General features: G+C 59.8%; 27 protein-coding genes. 8 read left to right on the forward strand and 19 right to left on the reverse strand.

All coding sequences use genetic code 11. From position 1 onward, the window contains the following. The first annotated feature begins 8 nt into the window (after window positions 1-8). Window positions 9-1,745, forward strand: coding sequence for a cation:proton antiporter domain-containing protein (locus DBR16_RS04175; RefSeq protein ID WP_109259948.1), 1,737 nt, complete (start codon window positions 9-11; stop codon window positions 1,743-1,745). Here DBR16_RS04175 and DBR16_RS04180 read toward each other — a convergent pair. Then, window positions 1,742-2,959: an NADP-dependent isocitrate dehydrogenase gene (locus DBR16_RS04180; RefSeq protein WP_109259949.1), complete on the reverse strand. Its 1,218-nt coding sequence runs from the start codon at window positions 2,957-2,959 to the stop codon at window positions 1,742-1,744. The genes DBR16_RS04175 and DBR16_RS04180 overlap by 4 nt on opposite strands. 105 nt (window positions 2,960-3,064) lie before the next feature. Between DBR16_RS04180 and DBR16_RS04185 the strand changes: the two genes are divergently transcribed. Beyond that, window positions 3,065-3,802: an RNA methyltransferase gene (locus DBR16_RS04185; protein WP_109259950.1), complete on the forward strand. Its 738-nt coding sequence runs from the start codon at window positions 3,065-3,067 to the stop codon at window positions 3,800-3,802. Window positions 3,803-3,805: 3 nt separating this feature from the next. Here DBR16_RS04185 and DBR16_RS04190 read toward each other — a convergent pair whose 3' ends face one another. Together DBR16_RS04190 and DBR16_RS04195 are read right to left on the reverse strand one after the other, a co-directional pair. Further along, window positions 3,806-4,279 (reverse strand): DUF2269 family protein, encoded by a 474-nt coding sequence (locus tag DBR16_RS04190; RefSeq protein WP_109259951.1) that lies wholly within the window; start codon window positions 4,277-4,279, stop codon window positions 3,806-3,808. Continuing rightward, the gene (locus DBR16_RS04195) at window positions 4,276-5,571 is read right to left on the reverse strand and encodes an SDR family oxidoreductase (protein WP_161539403.1); all 1,296 of its coding nucleotides are present in this window, start codon (window positions 5,569-5,571) and stop codon (window positions 4,276-4,278) included. The genes DBR16_RS04190 and DBR16_RS04195 overlap by 4 nt, the downstream gene beginning before the upstream one ends. A gap of 211 nt (window positions 5,572-5,782) precedes the next feature. On the opposite strand from DBR16_RS04195, the gene rpsD reads away from it, so the two are divergent. Continuing rightward, complete coding sequence (gene rpsD / locus DBR16_RS04200) at window positions 5,783-6,400, forward strand: 30S ribosomal protein S4 (RefSeq protein ID WP_109259953.1); 618 nt, start codon at window positions 5,783-5,785, stop codon at window positions 6,398-6,400. Window positions 6,401-6,696: 296 nt separating this feature from the next. After that, on the forward strand, window positions 6,697-7,083 hold the full coding sequence (locus DBR16_RS04205) for a hypothetical protein (RefSeq protein ID WP_109259954.1): 387 nt from the start codon (window positions 6,697-6,699) through the stop codon (window positions 7,081-7,083). 6 nt (window positions 7,084-7,089) lie between these two features. Here the strand turns inward: DBR16_RS04205 and grxD are convergent, their stop codons facing one another. Genes grxD through DBR16_RS04220 form a run of 3 tightly spaced genes read right to left on the reverse strand, consistent with a single transcriptional unit; the run spans window position 7,090 to window position 8,521 of the window. Beyond that, a complete protein-coding gene (gene grxD, locus DBR16_RS04210) occupies window positions 7,090-7,422 on the reverse strand; it encodes a Grx4 family monothiol glutaredoxin (RefSeq protein ID WP_109259955.1) in 333 nt (110 codons plus the stop codon). 29 nt (window positions 7,423-7,451) lie between these two features. Beyond that, window positions 7,452-8,294 (reverse strand): aldo/keto reductase, encoded by an 843-nt coding sequence (locus tag DBR16_RS04215; protein WP_161539404.1) that lies wholly within the window; start codon window positions 8,292-8,294, stop codon window positions 7,452-7,454. Then, the gene (locus DBR16_RS04220) at window positions 8,291-8,521 is read right to left on the reverse strand and encodes a BolA family protein (protein ID WP_109260050.1); all 231 of its coding nucleotides are present in this window, start codon (window positions 8,519-8,521) and stop codon (window positions 8,291-8,293) included. The genes DBR16_RS04215 and DBR16_RS04220 overlap by 4 nt, the downstream gene beginning before the upstream one ends. A gap of 82 nt (window positions 8,522-8,603) precedes the next feature. Between DBR16_RS04220 and DBR16_RS04225 the strand changes: the two genes are divergently transcribed. Further along, window positions 8,604-9,614, forward strand: coding sequence for a M20/M25/M40 family metallo-hydrolase (locus tag DBR16_RS04225; RefSeq protein WP_161539405.1), 1,011 nt, complete (start codon window positions 8,604-8,606; stop codon window positions 9,612-9,614). Between the two features lie 2 nt (window positions 9,615-9,616). Here the strand turns inward: DBR16_RS04225 and purL are convergent, their stop codons facing one another. The 6 genes from purL to purC form a co-directional block, all read right to left on the reverse strand. Beyond that, window positions 9,617-11,827: a phosphoribosylformylglycinamidine synthase subunit PurL gene (purL, locus tag DBR16_RS04230; protein ID WP_109259958.1), complete on the reverse strand. Its 2,211-nt coding sequence runs from the start codon at window positions 11,825-11,827 to the stop codon at window positions 9,617-9,619. A 1-nt stretch (window position 11,828) separates the two neighbouring features. Beyond that, the gene (gene purQ, locus DBR16_RS04235) at window positions 11,829-12,491 is read right to left on the reverse strand and encodes a phosphoribosylformylglycinamidine synthase subunit PurQ (RefSeq protein WP_109259959.1); all 663 of its coding nucleotides are present in this window, start codon (window positions 12,489-12,491) and stop codon (window positions 11,829-11,831) included. A 70-nt stretch (window positions 12,492-12,561) separates the two neighbouring features. Then, complete coding sequence (locus tag DBR16_RS04240) at window positions 12,562-12,855, reverse strand: type II toxin-antitoxin system RelE/ParE family toxin (RefSeq protein WP_325050340.1); 294 nt, start codon at window positions 12,853-12,855, stop codon at window positions 12,562-12,564. Next, complete coding sequence (locus tag DBR16_RS04245; protein WP_109259961.1) at window positions 12,833-13,087, reverse strand: type II toxin-antitoxin system ParD family antitoxin; 255 nt, start codon at window positions 13,085-13,087, stop codon at window positions 12,833-12,835. Before DBR16_RS04245 ends, DBR16_RS04240 begins: the two co-directional genes overlap by 23 nt. Window positions 13,088-13,160: 73 nt before the next feature. Beyond that, window positions 13,161-13,400, reverse strand: a complete 240-nt coding sequence (purS, locus tag DBR16_RS04250) for a phosphoribosylformylglycinamidine synthase subunit PurS (RefSeq protein ID WP_109259962.1) — start codon at window positions 13,398-13,400, stop codon at window positions 13,161-13,163. After that, complete coding sequence (gene purC / locus DBR16_RS04255) at window positions 13,397-14,158, reverse strand: phosphoribosylaminoimidazolesuccinocarboxamide synthase (protein ID WP_109259963.1); 762 nt, start codon at window positions 14,156-14,158, stop codon at window positions 13,397-13,399. Before purC ends, purS begins: the two co-directional genes overlap by 4 nt. Before the next feature lie 203 nt (window positions 14,159-14,361). Here purC and DBR16_RS04260 point away from each other — a divergent pair, with 203 nt between their 5' ends. Then, the gene (locus tag DBR16_RS04260; RefSeq protein ID WP_109259964.1) at window positions 14,362-14,685 is read left to right on the forward strand and encodes a DUF1476 domain-containing protein; all 324 of its coding nucleotides are present in this window, start codon (window positions 14,362-14,364) and stop codon (window positions 14,683-14,685) included. Here the strand turns inward: DBR16_RS04260 and DBR16_RS04265 are convergent. From DBR16_RS04265 to DBR16_RS04280, 4 genes are read right to left on the reverse strand one after another with little or no spacing between them, the layout of a single operon-like run. Continuing rightward, on the reverse strand, window positions 14,682-14,885 hold the full coding sequence (locus tag DBR16_RS04265; protein ID WP_109259965.1) for a YgaP family membrane protein: 204 nt from the start codon (window positions 14,883-14,885) through the stop codon (window positions 14,682-14,684). The genes DBR16_RS04260 and DBR16_RS04265 overlap by 4 nt on opposite strands. Before the next feature lies 1 nt (window position 14,886). Further along, a complete protein-coding gene (locus DBR16_RS04270) occupies window positions 14,887-18,144 on the reverse strand; it encodes an efflux RND transporter permease subunit (protein ID WP_109259966.1) in 3,258 nt (1,085 codons plus the stop codon). Next, window positions 18,141-19,097, reverse strand: a complete 957-nt coding sequence (locus DBR16_RS04275; protein ID WP_109259967.1) for an efflux RND transporter periplasmic adaptor subunit — start codon at window positions 19,095-19,097, stop codon at window positions 18,141-18,143. The genes DBR16_RS04270 and DBR16_RS04275 overlap by 4 nt, the downstream gene beginning before the upstream one ends. A gap of 5 nt (window positions 19,098-19,102) precedes the next feature. Further along, complete coding sequence (locus tag DBR16_RS04280; protein ID WP_109259968.1) at window positions 19,103-19,459, reverse strand: rhodanese-like domain-containing protein; 357 nt, start codon at window positions 19,457-19,459, stop codon at window positions 19,103-19,105. Between the two features lie 82 nt (window positions 19,460-19,541). Between DBR16_RS04280 and DBR16_RS04285 the strand changes: the two genes are divergently transcribed. Further along, window positions 19,542-19,874 (forward strand): ArsR/SmtB family transcription factor, encoded by a 333-nt coding sequence (locus DBR16_RS04285; protein WP_109259969.1) that lies wholly within the window; start codon window positions 19,542-19,544, stop codon window positions 19,872-19,874. A gap of 37 nt (window positions 19,875-19,911) precedes the next feature. Then, entirely contained in the window at window positions 19,912-21,195 is a 1,284-nt protein-coding gene (locus tag DBR16_RS04290; protein WP_109259970.1) for an NAD(P)/FAD-dependent oxidoreductase, read from the forward strand. Here DBR16_RS04290 and DBR16_RS04295 read toward each other — a convergent pair. Genes DBR16_RS04295 through purB form a run of 3 tightly spaced genes read right to left on the reverse strand, consistent with a single transcriptional unit; the run spans window position 21,192 to window position 23,511 of the window. After that, window positions 21,192-21,635: a hypothetical protein gene (locus DBR16_RS04295; protein ID WP_109259971.1), complete on the reverse strand. Its 444-nt coding sequence runs from the start codon at window positions 21,633-21,635 to the stop codon at window positions 21,192-21,194. The two genes, DBR16_RS04290 and DBR16_RS04295, sit on opposite strands and share 4 nt — an antisense overlap. After that, window positions 21,632-22,192 (reverse strand): pyridoxamine 5'-phosphate oxidase family protein, encoded by a 561-nt coding sequence (locus DBR16_RS04300; protein WP_109259972.1) that lies wholly within the window; start codon window positions 22,190-22,192, stop codon window positions 21,632-21,634. The genes DBR16_RS04295 and DBR16_RS04300 overlap by 4 nt, the downstream gene beginning before the upstream one ends. Window positions 22,193-22,209: 17 nt before the next feature. After that, the gene (gene purB / locus DBR16_RS04305; protein WP_109259973.1) at window positions 22,210-23,511 is read right to left on the reverse strand and encodes an adenylosuccinate lyase; all 1,302 of its coding nucleotides are present in this window, start codon (window positions 23,509-23,511) and stop codon (window positions 22,210-22,212) included. Window positions 23,512-23,555: the final 44 nt, after the last annotated feature.

Here is a 23,555-nt window from a genome sequence, read left to right on the forward strand (position 1 = left end):
AGACAAGCGTGGAAAATGAAGTCTGGCTAAAGGATGTCGCCGTATTCCTCGCCGCAGCGGGAATTGCAGCGCCTTTCTTCCGTGCCCTCAAACAGAGTGCTGTGCTCGCCTTTCTTCTGGCAGGTGTTCTGCTGGGCCCGTTCGGACTCGGTCGCCTTGTGGAAAGCATTCCCTGGCTGCATTTCGTCACAATTTCCGATCCCCACGCGGTCGAGCCAATGGGCGAAGCTGGCATCCTCTTTTTGCTCTTCATGCTCGGCCTGGAATTATCCTTCGGCCGGCTGTGGGCCTTGCGCAAGGATGTTTTCGGGCTCGGAGCGTTTCAGGTTCTTTTGTCGGCAACCCTGATTGGGGCGGTCGCGATGTTCATGGGGTTGGAAGCGGGGCCGGCTTCCGTCATTGGCCTGTCCTTGGCGCTCTCATCCACGGCCATCGTCATGCAGATTCTCATCGAGGACCGGAAAGCGGCAACTCCCACCGGCCGGACGGCGTTTTCCGTATTGCTGTTCCAGGACATTATGGTCGCCCCGATTCTCATCCTGGTCGGATTTCTGGGCATTGGCGGTGGCAGTTTGTTACCTGCGATCGGGCAGGCTGTGATTGGTGGCGCTTTCGCCATCGCATTCATCGGCCTGGTCGGCAGGTTTGCGGTCCGGCCTGCTTTCCAGCTGGCGGCGTCCGCCGGGGGACGGGAGATGATGCTGGCATTGACCCTGTTGGCCGTACTCGGCGCCTCTGCGGCGACGGCCTATGCCGGCTTGTCCTTGGCGCTTGGCGCTTTTCTCGCAGGACTGTTGCTGGGTGAAACCGAATTCAAGACCCAGATCGAGATCGACCTCGAACCGTTCAAGGGACTTCTGATCGGCCTTTTCTTCATGACTGTTGGTATGGGAGTTGACCCGCTCGAGCTGGCGGCCAGCTGGCCGATTATACTCGGTGGCACTTCGGCTCTGATCCTGGGAAAAGGCGTGCTCGTCTATTCGGGCGCCCGCCTGTTTGGAAAGCCACGCCATGTCGGCGTGCAGGTCGCGACCCTGCTCGGCCCGGCGGGAGAGTTTGCCTTTGTCGTTGTCGGGGCAGCTGTCGCGGCCAATGTAATTGGCGTACAGGTGGCGGCCCAGATAACCGCCATGGCTGGCTTGTCCATGCTTATCACGCCTTTCATTGCACGCGCGGGAAGCCGTCTTGCCGACCGGCTCTTGCCCGGCGATCTGGGCGTACACAATCACGCCCCGGACGACATGCCGGACGGTCATGTAATCATTGCCGGTTATGGCCGTGTGGGACGTCTCCTGGGCGAGCTCTTGCTCGAAGAGAATGCCGACATCATCGCGATTGATACCGATCCGAAGCGGATTGCCCAGTGCCGCAAGGATGGAATCCGGATCTATTACGGCGATGCCGGGCGCATCGAAACCCTGATCAAGGCCGGTGTTGAGTCTGCGGCGCAATTCATTGTCACCGTGGACAATCCGGACAAGGCGGAACGCGTTGTCAGGGCGGTCCGCAGCCGCCGCAAGGACGCGCCGATCACCGCCCGTGCTACCGATCGCAAGCATGCGGACAGGCTGATCACAGCGGGGGCCAGTTTTGTCATTCACGAGGCCGCTGAAGCCGCTTTGCAGCTCGCCGTTCATGCGCTTCAGGATTTCGGGATGTCGCCGGATGCTGCACGGGCGCGGATCACCCGCGCCCGTGAAGAAATCTACGGCGATCCGGAGAAAGAGCCGGTGGACGGTCCTTAGCCCTTCATCGCCGCTTCGAAGCGTTCGGCGACTTTTTCAAGGAAGCCTTCGGTCGAGAGCCAGCCTTGCTGATCGCCGACGAGCAGGGCGAGGTCCTTGGTCATATAGCCGGCTTCCACCGTCTTGATGATGGTGTCTTCCAGCTTGTTGGCAAAATCCATGACCGCTTCATTGCCGTCCATACGGCCACGGTGTTCGAGGCCGCGCGTCCAGGCGAAGATCGAGGCGATGGAGTTGGTAGAGGTTTTCTCGCCTTTTTGGTGCTGGCGGTAGTGACGTGTCACCGTGCCGTGTGCGGCTTCGGCCTCGACCGTCTTGCCATCCGGGCTCATCAGCACGGACGTCATCAGGCCGAGCGACCCAAAGCCCTGCGCTACCGTATCGGACTGGACGTCGCCATCATAATTCTTGCAGGCCCAGACAAAGCCGCCGGACCATTTCATCGCCGCAGCGACCATGTCGTCGATCAGACGGTGCTCATAGGAAATGCCCTTGGCTTCGAAGGCGGATTTGAACTCGGCTTCGAAGATCTCCTCGAACAGGTCCTTGAAGCGTCCATCATAGGCTTTCAGGATGGTGTTCTTGGTCGACAGATAGACAGGCCAGCCGCGCTGCAGGCCGTAATTCAGGCTGGCACGCGCAAAATCGCGGATGGAATCATCCAGATTATACATGCCCATCGCCACACCGGCGGACGGGAAATCAAAGACCGTATATTCCTGAACGTCGCCGCCATCAGCGGGCTCGAATTTCATGGTCAGCTTGCCCGGACCGGGGACCAGGAAATCGGTGGCGCGATACTGATCGCCGAAAGCGTGCCGGCCGACGACCATGGGCTGGGTCCAGCCCGGCACCAGCCGCGGCACGTTGGAAATCACGATCGGCTCGCGGAAGACCACACCGCCGAGGATGTTGCGGATCGTGCCGTTCGGCGAGCGCCACATCTTCTTCAGGCCGAATTCCTCGACACGGGCTTCGTCCGGCGTAATGGTCGCGCATTTCACGCCCACGCCATAATGCTTGATGGCGTCGGCCGCATCGACCGTGATCTGGTCATCGGTTTCGTCGCGCTTCTGGATCGACAGATCGTAATATTTCAGGTCGATATCCAGATAGGGCAGGATGAGCTTGTCCTTGATCATCTGCCAGATGATGCGGGTCATTTCATCGCCATCGAGCTCGACGACCGGTGTATCGACTTTGATCTTTGCCATGTCGGTCTTTATCCAATGCTGCTGAAGGTCTGCGGAAGCCGGAGATTTCCGGTAAAGCTGGCCGCTAGTTATCACTGTGAAACGAATATCGGAAGAGGCTGACTGATGCCGGGCCCTGCATTCATCCTGCACCAGCCCCAGATGGGCGAGAATATCGGCGCGGCGGCGCGCGTCATGGCGAATTTCGGCCTGCGCGATCTGCGCCTGATTGATCCGCGTGATGGCTGGCCCAATCCCAAGGCGGAAAATGTCGCGGTCGGCTCTCCGGTGTTGAAAGAGGTTCAGGTGGAATACACCGCTGCCGCCGCCATGCGCGGCCTGACCCGGCTCTATGCGACCACGGCCCGTCCGCGCGGAATGGAAAAGCGTGTGCTGACCCCACGGCAGGCCATGGCCGAGATCCGAGCGGCGCATCAAGCCGGCGAGCGGGCAGGAGTCATGTTCGGCGGTGAAAAAGCCGGCCTGCCAAATGAAATCATCGCCGATGCCGATGCCATCATCACGCTTCCGGTTGATCGGGAATTTTGGTCACTCAACCTCGCTCAGACCGTGGCCTGTTGCGCCTATGAGTGGCGGGCAGGAGATGAGGTGTCTTCCGATTTCGAGGTGGTCAGCGATCCGGCCACCAAGGAGGATATGGACCGCCTCCTCGTGCATTTCGAAACCGAGCTCGACCGCGCCGGCTTTTTCCATCCGCCGGAAAAGACGCCGCTTATGGTCAATAATCTGCGCTCGGCTCTGGTCCGTGCCCGTTTCACCGAACAGGAAGCCCGAACCTTCCGCGGGGCCATCAAGGCGCTGGCACTGGGGCGCGGCAAGGCGCGGATTGTCCGCGAGGATTGACGCCTACCAGATCACAGGCCGGGCGATCATCAGCCAGAGAATGGCAAGAACGCTGAGAAAAGCCGGAATCCCGCAGGCAAACCAGATGTGGAACAGGCGGTAATAGGACGCCGGCAGACGAGCATTGTCCGCATGGGCAGCGCGGGCCAGATCCCGCAGCCGCATCTGGATCCACACCACAGGCAGCCAGAACGATCCTGTGACCACATAGAGGACAAGCGACAGCACGATCCAGCTTTCGCCAAGTGGCCATCCCACCGCCCAGGCCAGCAATATACCGGTCACCGGTTGCAGGATGACGGCTGTGGCGGTGAAGACGGCATCCGCGATCACCACCACACTGGCCGTATGGGCAATCAGGGCCGGATCTTTCGTGCGGTGCGCCATCAACATGAAAAAGGCGATGCCCGCGCCCGTTCCGAGCAGGACGGTGGCCCCGCCGACATGCAGCCAGCGCAGGATGAATTCGTGGATCATCTGTCCTCCAGCAGCGGTAAAATCATGACATGCAGCCCGATCAGCGCTGCCGATTTGACGAAGGGGCCCAGCGGATCCAGCCATAAATCCGGCGTCAGCCAGCTACCAAGCGCCAGATAAGCCAGAGTCAGACCCATGGCGGCCTTGACCGCCAGAGCGGTCGTGCTCCGCCACGCCAGCCCCGCTGCAATGGTCAGATCAGCGGCGATCCCGCCTGCGACCAGCCAGCCGGCCAGCCCGGATGCCGGGCTGTCGCTTAAAACGGCGGCGGCTTCCGGGAACCTGACAAGCGCGAAAAGGCCGCTTATTCCCCAGAAGGCAATCAGGCCCGTCAGAATAATCGGGAAGGCAAGACTCAGCCGGGCATGCCACCGGTCCGCCTGTGTCGCCGGTATGGACCGCAGCGTTTGCACCAGAGACAGGGCCGGCCGCCCCAGCACGGCGCGAGTTTCCGAGGCACTGCCGGAAATGCCGCCCTCGAGGACTTTGACGGCATTTGACCGCAAGGGAGATCGCCAGCCCAGCCATCCGGCCATGTCGGCCAACAGCACCACGATTGACGTCGTCCAGCGCGGCAGGTTCAGGACAAAGACATGATCCGGCCAGCCCAGCCATTTGCGGACCGCCGCAACGATTTCCACCAGCGTCTGATCGCTGTGTTCAACCAGATCGGCCTCCACACCGGTCAGTTGTTCTGATCCAGCTGCAAGAGAAACGGCCTCGGCGATATCATCCAGTGAAATCGTCTGTATGCGGCGGTCACCGTAAGCCATCAGGCCGAAACCGGGCAGAGCGGCCAGCATGCGCAACAGTGCCGTCCCGCCATAAGCGGCATGCGCAATGACCAGTCCGGGCCTGAATATCGTCCAGCCGAGGCTGGAGGCTTTCAGGCGCGCATCGGCCTCGCCCTTGGTCCGCATGAAATCGGTCTCTGCATCGGCCGCGGCCATGGTGGCGGAAATCTGGATGAAGCGTTTGACGCCCGCTTCTTCGCAGGCCTCGATGAGGGCGATGATCGCAGCCGATTGCACCGCCGCTACATTATCGCGCCCTCCCGATTGCAGGGCACCGGACGCATTCACGACGGCATCAAAACCGGAAATGACCGGCCGCCAGTCCCCGGCTGTTGTCAGGCGCGCAATATCCGCCGTGATCCATGTGGCATCGGGAATGAGGCGCTGGCTTGCAGATATATTGCGGCCGAGGCCCGTCACCTCATGGCCGTCAGCGATCAGACGGCGGGTAAGGGCCGATCCGATCAGCCCGTATCCGCCGAGCACGAGAATGCGCATGATGCCCCCTGTTTTCGCGCCAGATTGAGCGCCCCGGCGCGTCAGGGCAAGGGCCCGCATTGCCTCATGGCGTTGACATCCCCCTGCAACCCGGTAAAAGCCCGGCTCCGCCTGTGATAGCAGGCGATATTACGGGTGGTGCGGTACCGCCGTTGAGATCGCAGTCTTCGTGTCCTGAAGGCTGCCGGGCCGCGTCGAAAATGAGAAGAACATGTCGAAGCGTCATACGCAGAAGTATAAAATCGACCGCCGCATGGGTGAAAACCTCTGGGGCCGTCCCAAATCCCCTCTCAATTCCCGCCCCTATGGACCTGGCCAGCACGGTCAGCGCCGCAAGGGCAAGCTGTCCGATTTCGGCCTGCAGCTGCGCGCAAAGCAGAAGCTGAAAGGCTATTACGGCAACATCACTGAAAAGCAGTTCCGCCGCATTTATACTGAAGCCCAGCGCCTGCGCGGGAACACGGCCGAGCAGCTGATCGGACTCCTGGAAAGCCGCCTGGATGCGATCGTCTATCGCGCCAAATTCGTGCCGACCGTTTTCGCGGCCCGCCAGTTCGTGAACCATGGCCATGTCAAGGTGAACGGCAAGAAGGTCAATATTCCGTCCTACCGCGTAAAGCCGGGCGATGTCGTGGAAGTCCGCGAAAAGTCGCGTTCCATGGCATTGGTGCTGGAGGCGCTGGAAAGCGCGGAACGCGACATTCCGGATTACATCGAAGTCGACGGCAAGGGCATGAAGGCCACTTATGTGCGTACGCCTGAATTCGCCGAAGTGCCGTACCCGGCGCAGATGGAACCGAACCTCGTGGTCGAGTTCTATTCGTCGTAATAAATGACGAAATGCAGTTTGAAGGCCGCTTTGGTGTTGCACCAGGGCGGCCTTTCCTTATGATTATCCACCTATTCTGGATTTCATTCCAACCAAATTGAATCAAGTATTTCTTCCAATCCATTGGAATTGAATCCTGTTTTGACTCTATCTCATGTAATGAATCGCTTTTCGCCTGTAACGCGAATCACAGACAGCGAAATTCTTCCGGAATCCGGATTTACACCGGCTCGCGCTTTGCAAGGCGGGCCAAACACGCTTATCAGTTTGAATCAGGAAATTGCCGGAGTCGCCTTATGACACCTCGCTTATTCGCCATTGCGTTATTGCCGTTCATTCTGACCGCCTGTTCGACGGTGCAGAATCTGCCCTTGATGCCGGGCGGTGACCGTGAGGACGCGGCTGAAGCCACCAGCGATAATATCGCGCTTCATGGCTGGCGGATTGTCGGCGATGACATACTGGTGGTGCGTGTGCCGTCCAATGGCTGCACGCAGAAAACAGATCTGACGGTGAATGTGCGCGAGCGCAGCCGCGAATTCCGGGTGACCATTGGCCGGGTCCGCGAGGATTATTGCCGCGCTCTGGTCCCGAATGGTGTCGAGATCCCGTTCGGGTTTGAAGAGCTGGGTGCCCGGCCAGGAGCCAATGTCACGGTAACAAATCCGATTTTACAGGACTGATACGCTCTACGCCTCGGCTTTCAGGACGCCCTTGTCCTGAAGATAGGGGCGCAGCTCGCCCTCTTCGAACATTTCCTTGATGATGTCGCAGCCGCCGACGAATTCGCCCTTCACATAGAGCTGGGGAATGGTCGGCCAGTCGGAATAGACCTTGATGCCATCACGGATATCCGGATCTTCCAGCACATTCACCGAGGCAAACTCGACGCCAAGATGATTGAGCACACCCGCGACAACTGACGAAAATCCGCATTGCGGAAAAATCGGCGTGCCTTTCATGAACAGAAGAACATCATTCTGTTCGACCATTTCCTTGATTTCGGCTTGTACGTCGCTCATTTCGGCACTCCTTGAGGCATCACATGGAGCTAGGCACCGCCATGCCCTGCGTCAAGCCCGGCCATCTGTGCAAGCTCACGAAGGTGCCGGGAATTCGTGGTCTGTACCATCAGGCAATCTGTCAGCGGGCAGTCCATTGACCAGCGGAAGGCCTCGATCACCGGCAGCTGGCTTCCAGGCGGGACAGGCGAGCCAGACAGGCGGTTCCACAACCGTTTGACCTGTCGTTTGAAATACCAGCGGTCTGCCTTTCCCAGGGGAAGGCGGAGCGAAGATCTGGCCCCGTTCTTGGCTTCGATCGCGAACACACGCTTGCCGACCGCCCGTGCAGTCTTGAGACGAAGGGTCAGTTCTTCTGGCATGCCCGCGTAATTGGGTGCCATGATGATATCGAACAGCTCCGCTCTGGCGGGTTCGTCCAGTTCTTCGCCACGGCCGGAAAAGCCAATATAGTGAACCAGACCGGAGTCTTTCAGATCCTGCAGGCAGGCCTGCAACGCGTCTGTCAGCTCCCCGCTTGCCGCTCCCTGCAACAATAATGCATCCACGCGATCAACACCCAGCCGCTTCAGACTGCCGTGTAGCGATGCGCGCACACCTTCCGGTGTGAAATCCCGCCGGTCTCTCTCATCGAGAATCCCGGCCTTGGTCACGATGAATAACCGGTCGCGATCCACGTCTTTCAACGCTTTGCCCAGACGGATCTCGGCTTCTCCGTCACCATATTTCGGTGCGGTATCGAAGACGGAAATACCCAGATCTATCGCTTCGCGAATCAATCGCACGGTCAAGCTGCGGTCGACTGCATCACACTTATGGGGACCGGACACGCCAAATCCCAGCCGTGAGATTTGCGACAGGTCCAGTGTCACGGCGCCTGCGTTTTCAGCTTCAGCGCGTGCAGTTCGCCGCCCATCCGTGCGCCAAGCGCGGCATAGACCATCTGGTGTTGCCGGATGCGTGGTAATCCGCGGAAAGCCTCGGCGGTGACGATGGCTTCATAATGATCACCGTCCCCGGCGAGATCGACAATCTCGACCTCGGCTCCCTCAATCCCGTCCTTGATCAGGCGGCTGATCTCATCGGCTTTCATCGGCATGACAGAATCGTATGTGGCGGCTTCCAATCCGTTTGTATAGACCGTTCTGCAAAATCTGCCATGTCAGTGGAGTATGGAAAACATGCGTCATCTCGTTATCGGACTCGCCGCAGCGCTCGCTGCAACCCTTCCGGTGTCTGCACAGGATATCAATGCCGAGCAGGCGCTGGATGATCTGCGTGCCTTGACGACGGACGAGATGGATGGCCGGCGCACTGGCACCCAAGGCGCTGCTGATGCCCGCGCCTATATCAGCGAACGGTTTTTCCTGTCGGGTCTGATGGCGTTCGGTGACACCTGGGAACAGGCTTTCACCTATTCGCCGCGCCGCTCGGCTGAAGAGCTGCAAGGGATCAATCTTGTCGGGTATCATGCCGGATCAGGCGGGGCAGATAACGGCCCGGTGATTGTCGTGACGGCCCACTATGATCATCTGGGCAATTGCGGTGGTCAAATATGTAATGGTGCGGATGACAATGCCTCGGGCGTCGCCGCGATGATCGCAATTGCCGAAGCGCTGCGGGACAATCCGCCGGAACACACCATCATCTTTGCCGCGCTGGATGCCGAGGAAAACGGGCTGAATGGTGCGCGGGCGTTGGTCGCCGATTTGCCAGTGAACCCGGACCGGGTTGTCCTCAACATCAATCTCGACATGCTGGCCATCAATGCGGAAAACGAGCTCCCGGCGGCCGGCGCGTTTCACTTTCCGTTCCTGCGCGAGCATATCGACACGATAGAGGTCGCCGAGCCGGTCCAGCTCATCCAGGGCTATGACAGCCCGGAATGGGGCCCGGGCGGCGACTGGACCTATTCATACGACCATGCTGCGTTTCACGATGCAGGCATTCCCTGGATCTACTATGGCGTCGATTTTCACGAGCATTATCACCAGCCGACGGACGAGTTCGAAGTGGTCCAGCAGGACTTCTTCCTTGGCAACGCCCGGACAGTGCTGAACGCGGTCGTATATTTTGACGAAAGGCTGGACGTGATTGCCGCAGAACTGGCCGAACACCGGGCAGCATTGCCTGCGGTGGAGGAAGCCCGCATTGACGAGAATGGACGCTTCATGAAACCGGGGATGGAATAAGCCTACTCCGCCTCGCCCATCAGGGTCGGCATGAAGCTCTCGTTCACAGCCTTCAGGTCCGCAATGGAGACCTCGATCGTGCCATTGATGGTCAGAGCGTCCCCGCCGGCAATGCCGATAACGTGCAGAGGCACGCCCGCGGCCTTGGCCGCCTTGCGCATGTCCTTTGCTGCCGCTTCATCGACGGCAAGCAGATAGCGCGCCTGATCCTCGCCGAAGAGCCAGCCATGCAGCGGCAGATCGCCTTCATGCACGAGATTGAGCCCGGTACCTGACGCCATCGCCATTTCCGATGCGGCTGCGCCCAGACCACCGTCTGACAGGTCGTGGCAGGCCTTGATATGACCGGCACGGATTTGCGTACGAACGAAATCACCATGGCGCTTTTCAGCGTCGAGATCGACGGGCGGCGGGGCGCCGTCTTCGCGGTTCTCGATGACGCGCAAATAGATGGAGGCACCGAGATGGCCTTCAGTGTCGCCAACAACCATCAGGATGTCGCCCGCCGCGACACATCCATAACCCATGCGCTTTGACAGATCAGGAATCAGGCCGACGCCGCCCACAGCCGGGGTCGGCGGAATGGCGAAGCCATTGGTCTCGTTATAGAGCGACACATTGCCGGAAACGACCGGGAAATCGAGCACACGGCAGGCTTCCGACATACCTTCCACGCATTCGGCGAACTGCCCCATAATATGTTCTTTTTCCGGATTGCCGAAATTCATGCAGTCCGTGATGGCAATCGGGTCGGCGCCCACCGCTGTCAGATTCCGCCAGGCTTCAGCAACGGCCTGCTTGCCACCCTCGACCGGGTGGTTCTCGCAATAGCGCGGCGTGCAATCGGTGGTGATGGCAATCGCCTTGTTCGTGCCATGGACGCGCACGATTGCGGCGTCCGCTGGATCTTCTGAGCTGGCGGCCGTGTCGGCCATGACGTGGCGGTCATACTGCTTCCAGATCCACGCCTTTGAAGACAGGTCAGGCGAAACCATCATCGTCAGTATCGCTTCGGCATAATCTTTCGGTTGGGATAGCTCGTCCGCGAATATGGCCGGTTCCGGCTCGGCCCGCTTCCACGGACGCTCATACAGGGGGGCATCCTCGGCCAGAGGATCGAGCGGAATATCACAAACGATGGAATTCTTGTGCATCAACACCATGCGGCCAGTTTCCGTGGTCCGGCCAATCGTCGCGACATCCAGTTCCCACTTCCGGAAAATGGCCTCGGCGATGTGCTCCTTGCCCGGCTTCAGGATGAAGAGCATGCGCTCCTGGCTTTCCGACAGCATCATCTCATAGGCCGTCATGCCGGATTCGCGCTGGGGCACCTTGTCGAGGTCCATCAATAGACCGACCTGGCCCTTACCGGCCATCTCGACGGAGGAGGAGGTCAGACCCGCCGCGCCCATGTCCTGAACAGCAGCGATGGCGTCGGTCTCCATCAGTTCCAGGCAGGCTTCGATCAGCTTCTTCTCGACAAAAGGGTCACCGACCTGGACCGTCGGGCGCTTTTCATCGCTCTCATCGTCAAATTCGGCAGACGCCATGGTCGCGCCGTGAATGCCGTCACGGCCGGTTTTCGAGCCGACATAGACAATCGGCTGCCCCGGTTCCGCGCCGCGCGCATAGAAAATCTTGTCAGTATCGGCGAGGCCGACCGCCATCGCATTGACGAGGATATTGCCATTATAGCCGGAATGAAAATTGGTCTCACCGCCGACAGTCGGCACGCCGACGCAATTGCCGTAGCCGCCAATACCGGCCACGACGCCGGAAACCAGCTGACGCGTCTTGGGATGCTCCGGCGCGCCAAAGCGCAGCGCATTCATCAGCGCAATCGGCCGCGCGCCCATCGTGAAGACATCGCGAAGAATGCCGCCCACGCCCGTCGCCGCGCCCTGATAGGGCTCGATATAGGAAGGGTGGTTGTGGCTCTCCATCTTGAAGATACAGGCTTGGCCATCGCCGATATCCACGACACCGGCATTCTCGCCCGGTCCCTGGATCACCTTCTCGCCGGTGGTCGGAAACTTCTTCAGATGGATTCGGGATGACTTGTAGGAACAATGCTCGGACCACATGACCGAGAAAATGCCGAGCTCGACCAGATTCGGCGCCCGGCCGAGAATCTCCACGGCCTTGTCATATTCGTCCGCGGGCAAGTGCGAAGCCGCAATCTCGGGGGTAATGCCTTCAGCGTATTGGCTCATCTCACGCACTCCCCAGCAGGCTTTCAAAGACAGCGAGGCCGTCCGTACCGCCATGATCGGCGTCGATGGCGCGTTCCGGGTGGGGCATCATGCCCATCACATTGCCGCGCTCATTGGTGATGCCGGCAATGTCGCGCGCCGAACCATTCGGATTGCGCGCATAGCGGAACACGACTTGGCCCTCGCTTTCCAGCCGGTCCAGCGTTTCGTCATCGGCAAAATAATTGCCGTCATGGTGGGCGATCGGGATCACCACATCGCGATTGGTTGCATAGCCGCTGGTAAAGCGCGTATTGGCATTCTCCACACGAAGCGGTGATTTCTCGCAGACAAAGTGCAGGCTGGCATTGCGCATCAGCGCGCCGGGCAGGAGCCCGGTCTCGATCAGGATCTGGAAGCCGTTACAGACGCCCAGCACAGGCCTGCCAGCTTCGGCATGGGCCTTCACAGCGGGGATGATGTGCGAGACCCCCGCCATCGCACCGCAGCGCAAATAATCGCCATAGGAAAACCCGCCTGGCAGCATCACGAATTCCGTGCCGTCGGGCAGGGTGGTTTCCTGATGCCAGACCATGGCCGGCGCGGTGCCCGTGACCTTCTGGATCGCCATGGCGGCATCGCGATCACAATTGGAACCGGGAAAGACAATGACAGCGGATTTCATGGGCGCAGCCTTTAGCAATGCGGCTCACCAAAAGCGAGCCCCGGGAATCAGCAGAGATGCGGGATCATATTCATATTTCCGGCTGAAGTTGCCGGTTGTGCACAATCCGCAACACACGGACACATCTGCTCTCGATTTTGTAGATTAAACGATGCGAACCGCTAGGAGCCACGCGCACATCACCGGAGGCATTCAAAGCGCGGCCACTCTCTGGGAAGTTACCTAGTGCGGTCATCGTGCCAAGCAGGGAGTCGATGTAAATATCGGCCTGTTGCCGGCCAAACAATCGCGCACTCTCCAGATAGATGAAACGCAACTCCCGGGCTGCGCGGGTGCTGAGTTCAGTCCGGATAGCCAAGATCAATCGCTTCCTGGCGAGCCTCCGCCACGACTTGTTCAGGCGTCTTGTCGCTCATACCGCTGTCGATGCCTTCCTGGATCAGGCGCTCCAGTTCTTTTTGCTGGGCCGCGCGCTCCTGTTCGCGGCGGATCAGGTCGCGGACATAATCGCTGACATTGGCGAAGCGGCCATTGCCCGCCTGTTGTTCGACAAACGCCTTCAAGCCATCGGGAAGGGAAATGTTCATGGTCGCCATAATACGCTCCTTTGATGAAGCGCAATTATGACAGAGATTGACAATCTTTGCCAATAATGAAGACGCGCAGCCCTCAGACCATCTCGATCGAGAAGTTCTCGATAACCGGATTGGCCAGCAATTTCTTGCACATGTCTTCGACGCGGGTTTTCGCGGCTTCAGCATCATCGCCGGCAAGGTCCAGCTCGATCAGCTTGCCCTGACGCGCGTTCTCGACTTCGTCAAAGCCGAGATTTTTCAGGGCTCCGGCAACGGCCGCACCCTGCGGGTCCAGAACACCGGGCTTCAGGTAAACGTGGATGCGCGCTTTCACTTCATGACCTCTTCGATATTGGTGATCGTTCCTGATTCGCGGATCACACCCAGACGGCGGGCAACTTCGGTATAGGCTTCGGTGACATTACCCAGATCGCGGCGGAATCGGTCCTTGTCCATTTTCTCGTTGGTTTCGATATCCCACAAGCGGCAACTGTCCGGGCTGATCTCGTCGGCCAGGACAATCCGCATCATATCACCTTCGAACAGGCGTCCGAACTCGATCTTGAAATCGATCAGCTGAATGCCGACGGCGGCGAACATGCCGGTCAGATAGTCATTGATCCGCACGGTCAGGGCGATGATGTCGTCAAGATCCTGCGGGCTGGCCCAGTTGAACGCCGTGATGTGATCTTCTGTCACCAGCGGGTCGCCCAGCGCATCATTCTTGTAGCAGTATTCGATGATCGAGCGGGGCAGGGGAGAACCCTCCTCGATGCCCAGCCGTGTGCACAGCGAGCCCGCAGCGACATTACGGACGATCACTTCCAGCGGAATGATCTCGACCTGGCGCACCAGCTGTTCACGCATATTGAGCCGCCGGATAAAATGGGTGGGTATGCCCGCCCGCATCAATCCGATCATGATGAATTCGCTGATCCGGTTATTCAGAACGCCCTTGCCTTCCAGCGTGGCTTTTTTCTGATTGTTGAAAGCCGTCGCATCGTCCTTGAAATACTGCACAAGCGTGCCCGGCTCCGGTCCTTCGTAAAGGATTTTCGCCTTGCCTTCGTAGATCATCTTGCGGCGTGCCATCGCCTTGCTCCATGCGCGGGACCAATGGTCCGAAAAAGCAAACGGCCCCGAATCGATCCGCAGGGCCGCTTGAGAGAGCCCATACTTACTCTGCGCAGGGCCGTGCTGCAATGCGGTCATGTGCGCCGCCGCGAATGATTGATTTACGGACCGTCTCAAGCTAACGGAGGAGCAGTAATATCTGCCTGCCGAAGGAGCACAGCATGAGCGGAATGGACGATCGCGAAAAAGGACTTGAAGGCCGGTTCGCGCATGATCAGGAACTGGAGTTCAAGGCGACTGTCCGCCGTAACAAGCTTTTGGGGCTCTGGGTTGCCGGGCAGCTGGGCAAAAGCGGCGAAGAGGCTCAGGAATATGCCAAGACGGTCGTCAAGGCGGACTTCGAGGAAGCCGGCCATGAGGACGTCTATCGCAAGGTCAAGGGTGATCTGGATGCGGCGGACGTCGACGTTTCCGAACACGTCATCCGGACGAAGATGGATCAGCTCCTCGCCGACGCCCGTCAGCAGATCATGTCGGAAGGCTAGCTGAACGCCCCGCCTTCTTTCAGGCCCATCGCCTTGAAAATCATTGCGGCCGGGCAGAAGCCGGTGAAGCTGGATTGCACCAGATTCAGGCCGACAAAGGCCGTCAGCGCCAGCCAGTAGGGGCTGAACGCCCAGGCCAGTCCCAGCGACACCAGCACCATGATGCCGGCAAAAAGGGTCACAGCTCTGCCAATAGTCATGTCAGTCTCCTTGCGGGGTTGAAGCAGCCGGTTCGGCCGTCTTCGGGGTGTAAGGGGCATCGGCATCCTTGAAGATCACATAGATCGCGGGAATGACGAGCACGGTAAGAAGGGTAGAGGACGCAAGGCCGAAGAGGAGCGATATCGCCAGGCCCTGGAATATCGGGTCGGTCAGGATGACCGATGCACCGATCATGGCGGCAAGGGCGGTCAGCAGGATCGGTTTGAACCGGATCGCCCCGGCGCGCAGCAGCGTGTCGCGCAAGGGCTCACCCGCCTCTGCACCATGGCGGATAAAATCGACCAGCAGAATGGAGTTGCGGACGATAATCCCGGCCAGCGCGATAAATCCGATCATCGAGGTGGCGGTAAAGGCGGCCCCGAAAATCCAGTGTCCGAAAATTATGCCGATAAAGGTCAGCGGAATGGGCGTGAGGATAATCAGCGGCACCCGGAACGATCCGAACTGGGCGACGACCAGCACATAAATGCCCAGCAGGGCGACCATGAAAGCGGCCCCCATGTCGCGGAAAGTGACATAGGTAATCTCCCATTCCCCGTCCCAGAGCAGGGTGACATCCGCATCGCTCTCGGGTTGGCCATAAAGGCGGATAACCGGCTGGGGAATATCGTCTGACCATTCGCGGTTTTCCAGCGCGTCAGCCACAGCCATCATGCCATAGATCGGCGCTTCATAATCTCCGGCCAGCTCGCCCATGACCATTTCAGCATAGCGGCCATTGCGGCGGAAAATCGGATAGGAGCCGGCCTCTTCGGTCACCGTGACGACATCGCCCAGCTCGGCAATCTCGCGGGATCCGGGCAAGGTGTTGGCTGGCACCGGCGTGGACGCCAGCCGCTCGCTCCAGTTCAGGCCGCTATCGGGTAATTGCACCGTTATCTCGACGGGATTGCGGCCCTCACCGCGATGGGAATATCCTACCGGCATGCCCTCAAACAGCGCCCGGATCGTGTCATAGACATCCGATTGCTGAACCCGGAAGAATTCCAGGCTTTCCTGATCGATCGCGATCCGCAGGCGTGGCCGCGGCGTGCCGAAACTATCGTCGATATCGACGATATAGGGCACGTCATTGAACGCAGCGCGCACCTCGCTGGCCACGGCCCGGCGGGTATCGGCATCCGGTCCGTAGATTTCCGCGAGCAGCGTGGCAAGCACGGGCGGACCCGGCGGAATTTCCGCGACGCGGATCACCGTGCCTTCCGGCACATCCAGATCCGCCAGCAGTTCGCGGGCTTCCAGCGCAATCTCGTGAGAGGAGCGGTCACGGTGATGCTTGGCTTCCAGATTGACCTGTAGATCGCCCAGTTCCGGCCGGGCCCGCAGATAGTAATGCCGGACCAGACCGTTGAAATTGAATGGCGCCGCTGTCCCGGCATAGGCCTGGATTGTGGTGGCCTCGGGCAGGGCAGACAAACGCTCGGCGGCTTCCATCAGCACCCGCTCGGTGCGTTCCAGCGTCGCGCCTTCGGGCAGGTCCACAACGACCTGGAATTCCGACTTGTTGTCAAACGGCAGCAGTTTGACCGTGACGGTGCGGGTGAAGAACAGCGTCATGGAAAGCGCGGTCAGAATCCCCACAATGATCAGCAACGTCCAGGCACTCTTGCGGGACTTGATGACCGGATTGGCAACGCGGCGATACCATCGTCCGAGCACACCTTCGCTTTCATGTGCCGCATGACCGCCCGCATGCTTGCGGCGGCCGGCAATCACCTTCATCAGCCACGGCGTCAGGATGACGGCCACAAAGAAGGAGAAGATCATGGCGGCCGATGCGTTGATCGGGATCGGGGCCATATACGGCCCCATCAGGCCGGACACGAACAGCATGGGCAAGAGCGCCGCCACCACGGTCAGCGTGGCGACAATGGTCGGATTGCCGACTTCTGCGACGGCTTCAATCGCCGACTGAACGCGTGACTTCCCGGTATCCATGGCCCAGTGCCGCGCAATGTTCTCGATCACGACGATGGCGTCATCGACCAGAATGCCGATCGAGAAAATCAGGGCGAACAGCGACACCCGGTTGATCGTGAATCCCATCAGATTTGAAGCAAACAGGGTCAAGAGGATCGTGGTCGGGATGACGACGAGCACCACCAGGCCTTCGCGCCAGCCGATCACGAAGGTAACCAGCAAAACGATGGAGATCGTTGCCAGTCCGAGATGGAAGAGCAACTCGTTGGCTTTTTCGTTGGCGGTCTCGCCATAATTTCGGGTGATGGTGACGACCAGATCATCCGGGATGAGATCGCCGCGCAGGAGTTCGAGCCGCTCGAGGATATGCTCCGACACCACCACCGCATTCGCGCCCTCGCGCTTGGCGATGGCGAGCGTGACAGCCGGGGTTCGTGTCCAGCCGCCTTCATGGCCCTCGCGGGTCAGATTCCAGGCGCGCGCATCCGCCGGTGCGGCCCCGACAACGACATCCGCGACATCGCGCACATAGACCGGGCGGCCATCGCGCGTGGTCAGCAGGAGCAGGCCGATATCCGGCCCGTCCTGCAGGGTTTGCCCGGCGGCGATGGTGCGGGTCTCATCAAGTGCGGTGACACTGCCTGCAGGGAAGGAGCGATTGGCCTCGGCCAGACGTCCCGCCAGCTGTTGCAGGGTCACGCCATATTGCGACAGGCGTTCGGGATCGGGCTCGATCCGAATCTGGTCGGCGCGCCCGCCCACTATATAGGTCTGGCCGACATCCTCGACATTCATCAGCGCGGACCGCAATTCCTCCGCCACATTGAAGATCGCATTGTCGTCCCAGCGCTCCGCCGTTTCCGGTGAGGGTGAGAGAGTGAGAGAGACGATAGCCACGTCACTGATGCCGCGCCCGGCGATCAGGGGTTCGGGAATGCCCAGTGGCATTTGCGCATAATTGGCGCGGATTTCTTCATGCACCCGCAAGATGGCATCATCGAAATCCGTACCGACTTCAAAGCGGGCGGTGACCATCACCTGATCGTCTTCGGTCTGCGAATAGATATGTTCGACATCCCGGATGGAGCCGATAATGGCTTCCAGCGGCTCGGTGATCAGTTCGACGGCATCCGGCGCGCGCAAGCCTTCGGCGCGCACCATCACATCCACCATGGGCACCGAAATCTGGGGTTCTTCCTCCCGCGGAATAGTCATCAGCGCAATCAGGCCGACGGCCAGCGACGCCAGCAGGATCAGCGGCGACAGCGGCGAATTGATAAAGGCCCGCGTCAGGTTTCCGGAAATGCCCAGCTTCATGGCTGCACCAGCACGTCACCGGCGGACACGCCGGAGAGAATTTCAACCGCATCGCCACGTGTCTCTCCACGCTGGACAACGACGTCATGCGGGGCTTCGTCTGCTGTCTGGACGCGCACATAATCAACCCCGTATCGGGTATCGATAAAGGCTGCAGGAATGAAAATCGTGTCCCGCTCATCGACGGCGATCAGCACCCTGACACGCTCGCCGACGAAGAAATCGCCCAGCCCTTCCACCACGGCGTCGGCCATGACGCGGCCATCCTGGATGCGCGGATAGACCTGCCGGATAAAGCCTGTGGGCGACACATTGCCGGTCAGCGCGGCACCATCCACACGGATGGAATCGCCTTCGGAAATGGAGCGGGCATGCCGTTCAGGCAGCATCAGCCGCAAGACGTAGAGGTCAGAGGCGACCAGGGCGATGCTCTCACCGGGCAATACGACGGTTCCGGTTGTGACCGGCACGTCGAGCACCCGGCCTGTCATCGGGGCCAGCACATCGCCTTCACGCGATTGCTGCACCAGGACGGCGCGTTCCTGCCGGGCCGAGGCAAGCTGGTTTTCCAGTACATCCACCGCCGTCTGCGCTTCATCAAGACGGGCTTGCGGAAAGATCCCGCGGTCAAACAGGTCCTGCGCCCGGGTCAGGTCCGAGCGGGCCTGATCCAGCTGGGCGCTGAAGGCGGCGGCCGTCGAATTGACGGCGCCGATCTGCGGCACAAGCCGGTCATCCACGACAACGGCAATTACATCACCCGCGGACACCGCATCCCCTTCGTCCACGCGCAACTCGCCGATCACCCCGCCAATGCGGGCACGGGCGCTGACCACATCAACGCTTTCTACGGTAGCGAAAACGGCTTTTTCGTCGGTCACGGCGCTGGGCCGGACCGTATGGGTTTCCACCGATGTGGCCTGGAGAAGGGCTAGGAAGAGGGGGGTGAACATGAGTCTCAGCCTTTCTGCGGATCGACCAGGCGGCCGGTCGCGGGATCAACGGCAACGGTCGGCAGACCGGCGGACTTCCAGCCCATGAGGCCGGACGCCATGTGCCTGGTGATGGGGACACCGGCTTGCGCACAGCGGGCCAGCGCATCGCCGGAGCGTTTGGCCGATCCACAATGGAGGATGACCTCGCGTGTGGCGTCAATGGGCAAAGCCTTGGGATCAAAAGTCGAGAGCGGGTGGAGCAGGGCGCCGTGAATGCGCTCGGCGGCAAACTCCGCCGGTTCGCGCACATCAATCAGAATCGCTTCACCTTTTTCCAGAGCTTCGGCAGCGGCCTTTGGGCTGATTTCCTGCGCAGACATGGGTTTCTCCGTCATCAGAACTATATAATTGACATCTAATTTAGTAAAAACTATTTTAGTGTCAACTAATGAAAGAAGGCACATGAACGCAATCGTCGACCCATCAATCCGTGAATTGCAGGCGCAGGCTGGCGAAGCTGCCGGATTTCTGAAGCTGATCGCCAATGAAAAGCGCCTTTTGATCCTGTGCCGCTTGGCGATGGGAGAGGCCACGGTGGCCGAACTGACAACGATTGCGAATCTGTCGCAATCAGCCATGTCCCAGCATCTGGCAAAGATGCGTCAGGATGGGCTGGTCCGCGGCCGGAAAGACGGGCTGCAGGTCTTCTATTCCATCGCAGACCCGCGCTGCTTCGGCCTGCTGTCGCATCTCAAAGCGGAATTCTGCAGCGCCGTAGACGCAGTGACGAGATAATAAACAGGCCGGTTGATCCGGCTGAAGGGAGAAAATCATGGCACATATCGTTGTTCTCGGAGCCGGTCTTGGCGGCGTCCCGATGGCGCTGGAGGCCCGCAAGGTTCTGCGCAAGGAGGACAAGGTCACGGTGATCAGTGATTCACCGACCTTTCACTTCACTCCGTCCAATCCCTGGGTGGCTGTCGACTGGCGAAAGCCGGACGCCATAAAGGTCGAGCTGGCGCCGATGTTCGCGAAGAAGCAGATCGATTTCATCCACGCAGCCGCAAAAAAGGTTCAGCCGGAGAAGAATTCCGTCCTCCTCGAAAATGGCGATTCGGTTGATTACGACTATCTGGTCATCGCCACAGGACCGGAACTGGCCTTTGACGAAATCGAGGGGCTGGGTCCGCATGGCGGCCACACCCAATCCATCTGTCATGTCGACCATGCCGCCGGTTCCAAACTCGTCTGGGACGAATTCGTCGAGGATCCGGGGCCAATCGTGGTCGGGGCGGTGCAGGGCGCGTCCTGTTTCGGTCCGGCCTATGAATTCGCGATGATCATGGAAACCGATCTGCGCCGCCGGAAAATCCGCGACCAGGTCCCGATGACCTTCGTGACATCAGAACCCTATATCGGCCATCTCGGTCTCGACGGAGTCGGAGACACCAAGGGGCTGCTGGAAAGCGAGATGCGCGACCGGCATATCAAATGGATCACCTCGGCCCGCGTGAAAAAGGTTGAGGCCGGTGTTATGCATGTCGAGGAGGTTGCTGCCGACGGTTCGGTCACGAAGACCCACGAACTGCCCTTCAAATACTCCATGATGTTGCCCGCTTTTCGCGGTATCGAGGCGGTTCGGGATATTGAGGGGCTGGTCAATCCGCGTGGCTTCGTCATTGCCGATCACACCCAGCAGAACCCGACATTCAAAAATGTGTTCTCCGTCGGGGTCTGCGTCGCCATAGCGCCGGTCGAGACCTATGCCGTTCCGGTGGGCGTTCCCAAGACCGGCTTCATGATCGAATCCATGGTGCATGCGGCCGCGAAAAACATCCGTGCCCTGATAGATGGCAAGGAACCACGCAACGAGGCCACCTGGAATGCGGTCTGCATCGCCGATTTCGGCGATGGCGGTGTCACCTTTGTGGCCATGCCGCAAATCCCGCCCCGCAATGTGAACTGGTCCGCTGATGGCGGCTGGGTCCATTTGGCGAAAGTGGCCTTCGAGAAATACTTCCTGGGCAAGATCAGGCGCGGCGTCGGCGAGCCTTTCTATGAAAAGGCCGTCTTCGACATGCTGGGCGTGCACAAGGTCAAACCGAAGGCGGACTAGCCGGTCATGCTGGCGGGGAGGCTCAGGCCTTCCCGCTCATTGTCCCAGATCATGGAGATGATGCGCCATTTGCCACTTTCATCCCTGTAGAACTGGATGGAATTGATGCCGCGCCGCTCCGGTCGGGCGCTATCCAGGTCGTTGCGGGCTTCATAGCTTGACCACGCATGCGCCATATTGCCGAACACCTGCACCTCGCAGGCAAGCTCGATTTCGTGAAACGCTGTTTCGTTGAAGAAAGGCGTGACATTTTCCCGGTAGGCTTCCGGCGACATGATGGTCGCATGTGGCTTTCCGCTTTCATCGACTCCGGTGCGGATTTGCCGGCACTCGGGATGAAAATAATCGTAATGCTTCGACCAGTCGCGCGGACCGGCCGGGCCGGAAATCATGGCATAGATGGCGCAGATCACTTTGCGGATCTCGGCTTCATCACTCACGCGTCATCCTCCGGTTTGACAAGCCCGGGCAGACCATCGATCGATTCCGCATTGCTCGCATAGCGCCGCTCGCGCCAGTCCTCGTCGCTGCGATGGGTGTTCGTGCGGATCAGCTGGTCGCGTTCGCCCGCAAACTCGTAGAAAGGCACGCCCCAGCCACAGGAATCCTGGATGCGGGTGATATCCGCCGTGATGATGGCGCGTGCCTTGGGAAAGTCCGGAAACAGCGCCAGCTTCTCGTCAAATCCCGGCTCGTCAAAACAGATCGCTTCCCCCTTGCCATAGAGACGCAGAATGTTGGCTTTGCCCTCAAAGGCACAGAACATGAAGGTGATACGGCCATTCTGGCGCAAATGCGCGACGGTCTCGATGCCGGACCCGCCGAGATCCAGATAGGCGACTTTTTTCGGGCCCAGTATCCGGAAACTGTCATACCCCTTGGGCGACAGATTCACATGGCCCTCGCTGCCGGACGGGGCGGTCGCCACGAAAAACATTTTCTGCGCCCGGATGAAGTCGGCAATCCGGTCGTCGATATGTTCGTAGAGCTTGGCCACTTTGCGTCTCCTGCCGGTTAGTGGCCAAACACCCGCGCGAAAATCGTGTCGACATGTTTGAGGTGATAGGCCTCGTCAAAACAGGCCTCGATCTGCTCATCCGACAGGAAGCCTTTGACATCCGCATCAGCCTTGAGGTGATCCATCAGCCGCCCGCCTTCATCCCAGGTTTTCATGCCATTGCGCTGGACCAGACGATAGCCGTCCTCGCGGGAGGCGCCGGCCTGCGTCAGCGCCAGCAGGATGCGCTGGGAATTATGGATGCCGCCATAGGCTTCCAGATTTTCGCGGCAGCGATCCTCATTGACGATCAGCTTTTCGATCATGCCGGCGGTGCGTTGCAGGGCAAAGTCCAGATGGACCGTCGAGTCCGGTCCGATGCCGCGTTCCACTGACGAGTGCGAGATGTCGCGCTCATGCCAGAGGGCGATATTCTCCATCGCCGGAACCACGGCCATGCGCACGAGCCGGGCCTGTCCCGTCAGATTCTCGGTCAGGATCGGATTGCGCTTGTGCGGCATGGCCGAGGAGCCCTTCTGGCCCTTGGAGAAATATTCCTGCGCCTCGCGCACTTCCGAGCGCTGAAGGTGACGGACTTCAATGGCGATATTTTCAATCGCCGAGGCAATCAGGCCCAGCACGGCGAAATAATTCGCATGCCGGTCACGCGGAATGACCTGTGTCGAGATCGGCTCGATGGAAAGACCCATTTTCTCCGCGACATGGGCCTCTACCGCCGGATCGACATTCGCGAACGTACCGATGGCCCCGGAAATCGCGCAGGTGGAAATTTCTTCGCGCGCTCGCACCAGCCGCTCGCGATTACGGGCAAACTCGGCATAAAAGCGCGCGAATTTCAGCCCCATCGTCGTCGGCTCGGCATGAATGCCGTGGCTGCGGCCGATACAGGCGGTGTATTTGTGCTCTTCTGCGCGGGTTTTCAGCGCCGCCAGCACCCGGTCCATGCCGTCCAGCAGCAGATCGGCGGCATCGCGCATCTGCACAGCCAGGCAGGTGTCCAGCACATCAGATGATGTCAGGCCCTGGTGCACATAGCGCGCATCTTCGCCGACCAGTTCGGCCAGATGGGTCAAGAAGGCAATGACATCGTGTTTGACCTCGGCCTCGATGGCGTCGATCCGGCCGGCATCAAACGTCTTGCCTTTGGCTCTCCAGACGGCCTTCGCTGCGGCTTCGGGCACAACGCCCAGCTCGGCCAGCTTGTCGGTGGCATGCGCCTCGATCTCGAACCAGATGCGATACTTGTTTTCCGGTGACCAGATGGCCGCCATTTCGGGCCGGGTATAACGAGGGATCATGCGCGCGCCGCTCCATGCAATATGATGGCGGCGTGATGCGCCGG

The organism is Hyphobacterium indicum (genome assembly GCF_003129605.1).
In the GTDB taxonomy this organism is placed as follows: domain Bacteria; phylum Pseudomonadota; class Alphaproteobacteria; order Caulobacterales; family Maricaulaceae; genus Hyphobacterium; species Hyphobacterium indicum.

What these genes read in the sequence shown, in the direction of transcription:
- purL (WP_109259958.1), bottom strand. Translation starts at nt 11,827, where the DNA reads ATGAGCCAATACGCTGAAGGCATTACCCCCGAGATTGCGGCTTCGCAC.
- DBR16_RS04205 (WP_109259954.1), top strand. Translation starts at nt 6,697, where the DNA reads ATGACACCTCGCTTATTCGCCATTGCGTTATTGCCGTTCATTCTGACC.
- grxD (WP_109259955.1), bottom strand. Translation starts at nt 7,422, where the DNA reads ATGAGCGACGTACAAGCCGAAATCAAGGAAATGGTCGAACAGAATGAT.
- DBR16_RS04290 (WP_109259970.1), top strand. Translation starts at nt 19,912, where the DNA reads ATGGCACATATCGTTGTTCTCGGAGCCGGTCTTGGCGGCGTCCCGATG.
- DBR16_RS04280 (WP_109259968.1), bottom strand. Translation starts at nt 19,459, where the DNA reads ATGTCTGCGCAGGAAATCAGCCCAAAGGCCGCTGCCGAAGCTCTGGAA.
- DBR16_RS04195 (WP_161539403.1), bottom strand. Translation starts at nt 5,571, where the DNA reads ATGCGCATTCTCGTGCTCGGCGGATACGGGCTGATCGGATCGGCCCTT.
- DBR16_RS04275 (WP_109259967.1), bottom strand. Translation starts at nt 19,097, where the DNA reads ATGTTCACCCCCCTCTTCCTAGCCCTTCTCCAGGCCACATCGGTGGAA.
- DBR16_RS04260 (WP_109259964.1), top strand. Translation starts at nt 14,362, where the DNA reads ATGAGCGGAATGGACGATCGCGAAAAAGGACTTGAAGGCCGGTTCGCG.
- DBR16_RS04185 (WP_109259950.1), top strand. Translation starts at nt 3,065, where the DNA reads ATGCCGGGCCCTGCATTCATCCTGCACCAGCCCCAGATGGGCGAGAAT.
- DBR16_RS04265 (WP_109259965.1), bottom strand. Translation starts at nt 14,885, where the DNA reads ATGACTATTGGCAGAGCTGTGACCCTTTTTGCCGGCATCATGGTGCTG.
- purC (WP_109259963.1), bottom strand. Translation starts at nt 14,158, where the DNA reads ATGGCACGCCGCAAGATGATCTACGAAGGCAAGGCGAAAATCCTTTAC.
- DBR16_RS04245 (WP_109259961.1), bottom strand. Translation starts at nt 13,087, where the DNA reads ATGGCGACCATGAACATTTCCCTTCCCGATGGCTTGAAGGCGTTTGTC.
- rpsD (WP_109259953.1), top strand. Translation starts at nt 5,783, where the DNA reads ATGTCGAAGCGTCATACGCAGAAGTATAAAATCGACCGCCGCATGGGT.
- purB (WP_109259973.1), bottom strand. Translation starts at nt 23,511, where the DNA reads ATGATCCCTCGTTATACCCGGCCCGAAATGGCGGCCATCTGGTCACCG.
- purQ (WP_109259959.1), bottom strand. Translation starts at nt 12,491, where the DNA reads ATGAAATCCGCTGTCATTGTCTTTCCCGGTTCCAATTGTGATCGCGAT.
- DBR16_RS04270 (WP_109259966.1), bottom strand. Translation starts at nt 18,144, where the DNA reads ATGAAGCTGGGCATTTCCGGAAACCTGACGCGGGCCTTTATCAATTCG.
- DBR16_RS04285 (WP_109259969.1), top strand. Translation starts at nt 19,542, where the DNA reads ATGAACGCAATCGTCGACCCATCAATCCGTGAATTGCAGGCGCAGGCT.
- DBR16_RS04225 (WP_161539405.1), top strand. Translation starts at nt 8,604, where the DNA reads ATGCGTCATCTCGTTATCGGACTCGCCGCAGCGCTCGCTGCAACCCTT.
- DBR16_RS04190 (WP_109259951.1), bottom strand. Translation starts at nt 4,279, where the DNA reads ATGATCCACGAATTCATCCTGCGCTGGCTGCATGTCGGCGGGGCCACC.
- DBR16_RS04180 (WP_109259949.1), bottom strand. Translation starts at nt 2,959, where the DNA reads ATGGCAAAGATCAAAGTCGATACACCGGTCGTCGAGCTCGATGGCGAT.
- DBR16_RS04220 (WP_109260050.1), bottom strand. Translation starts at nt 8,521, where the DNA reads ATGCCGATGAAAGCCGATGAGATCAGCCGCCTGATCAAGGACGGGATT.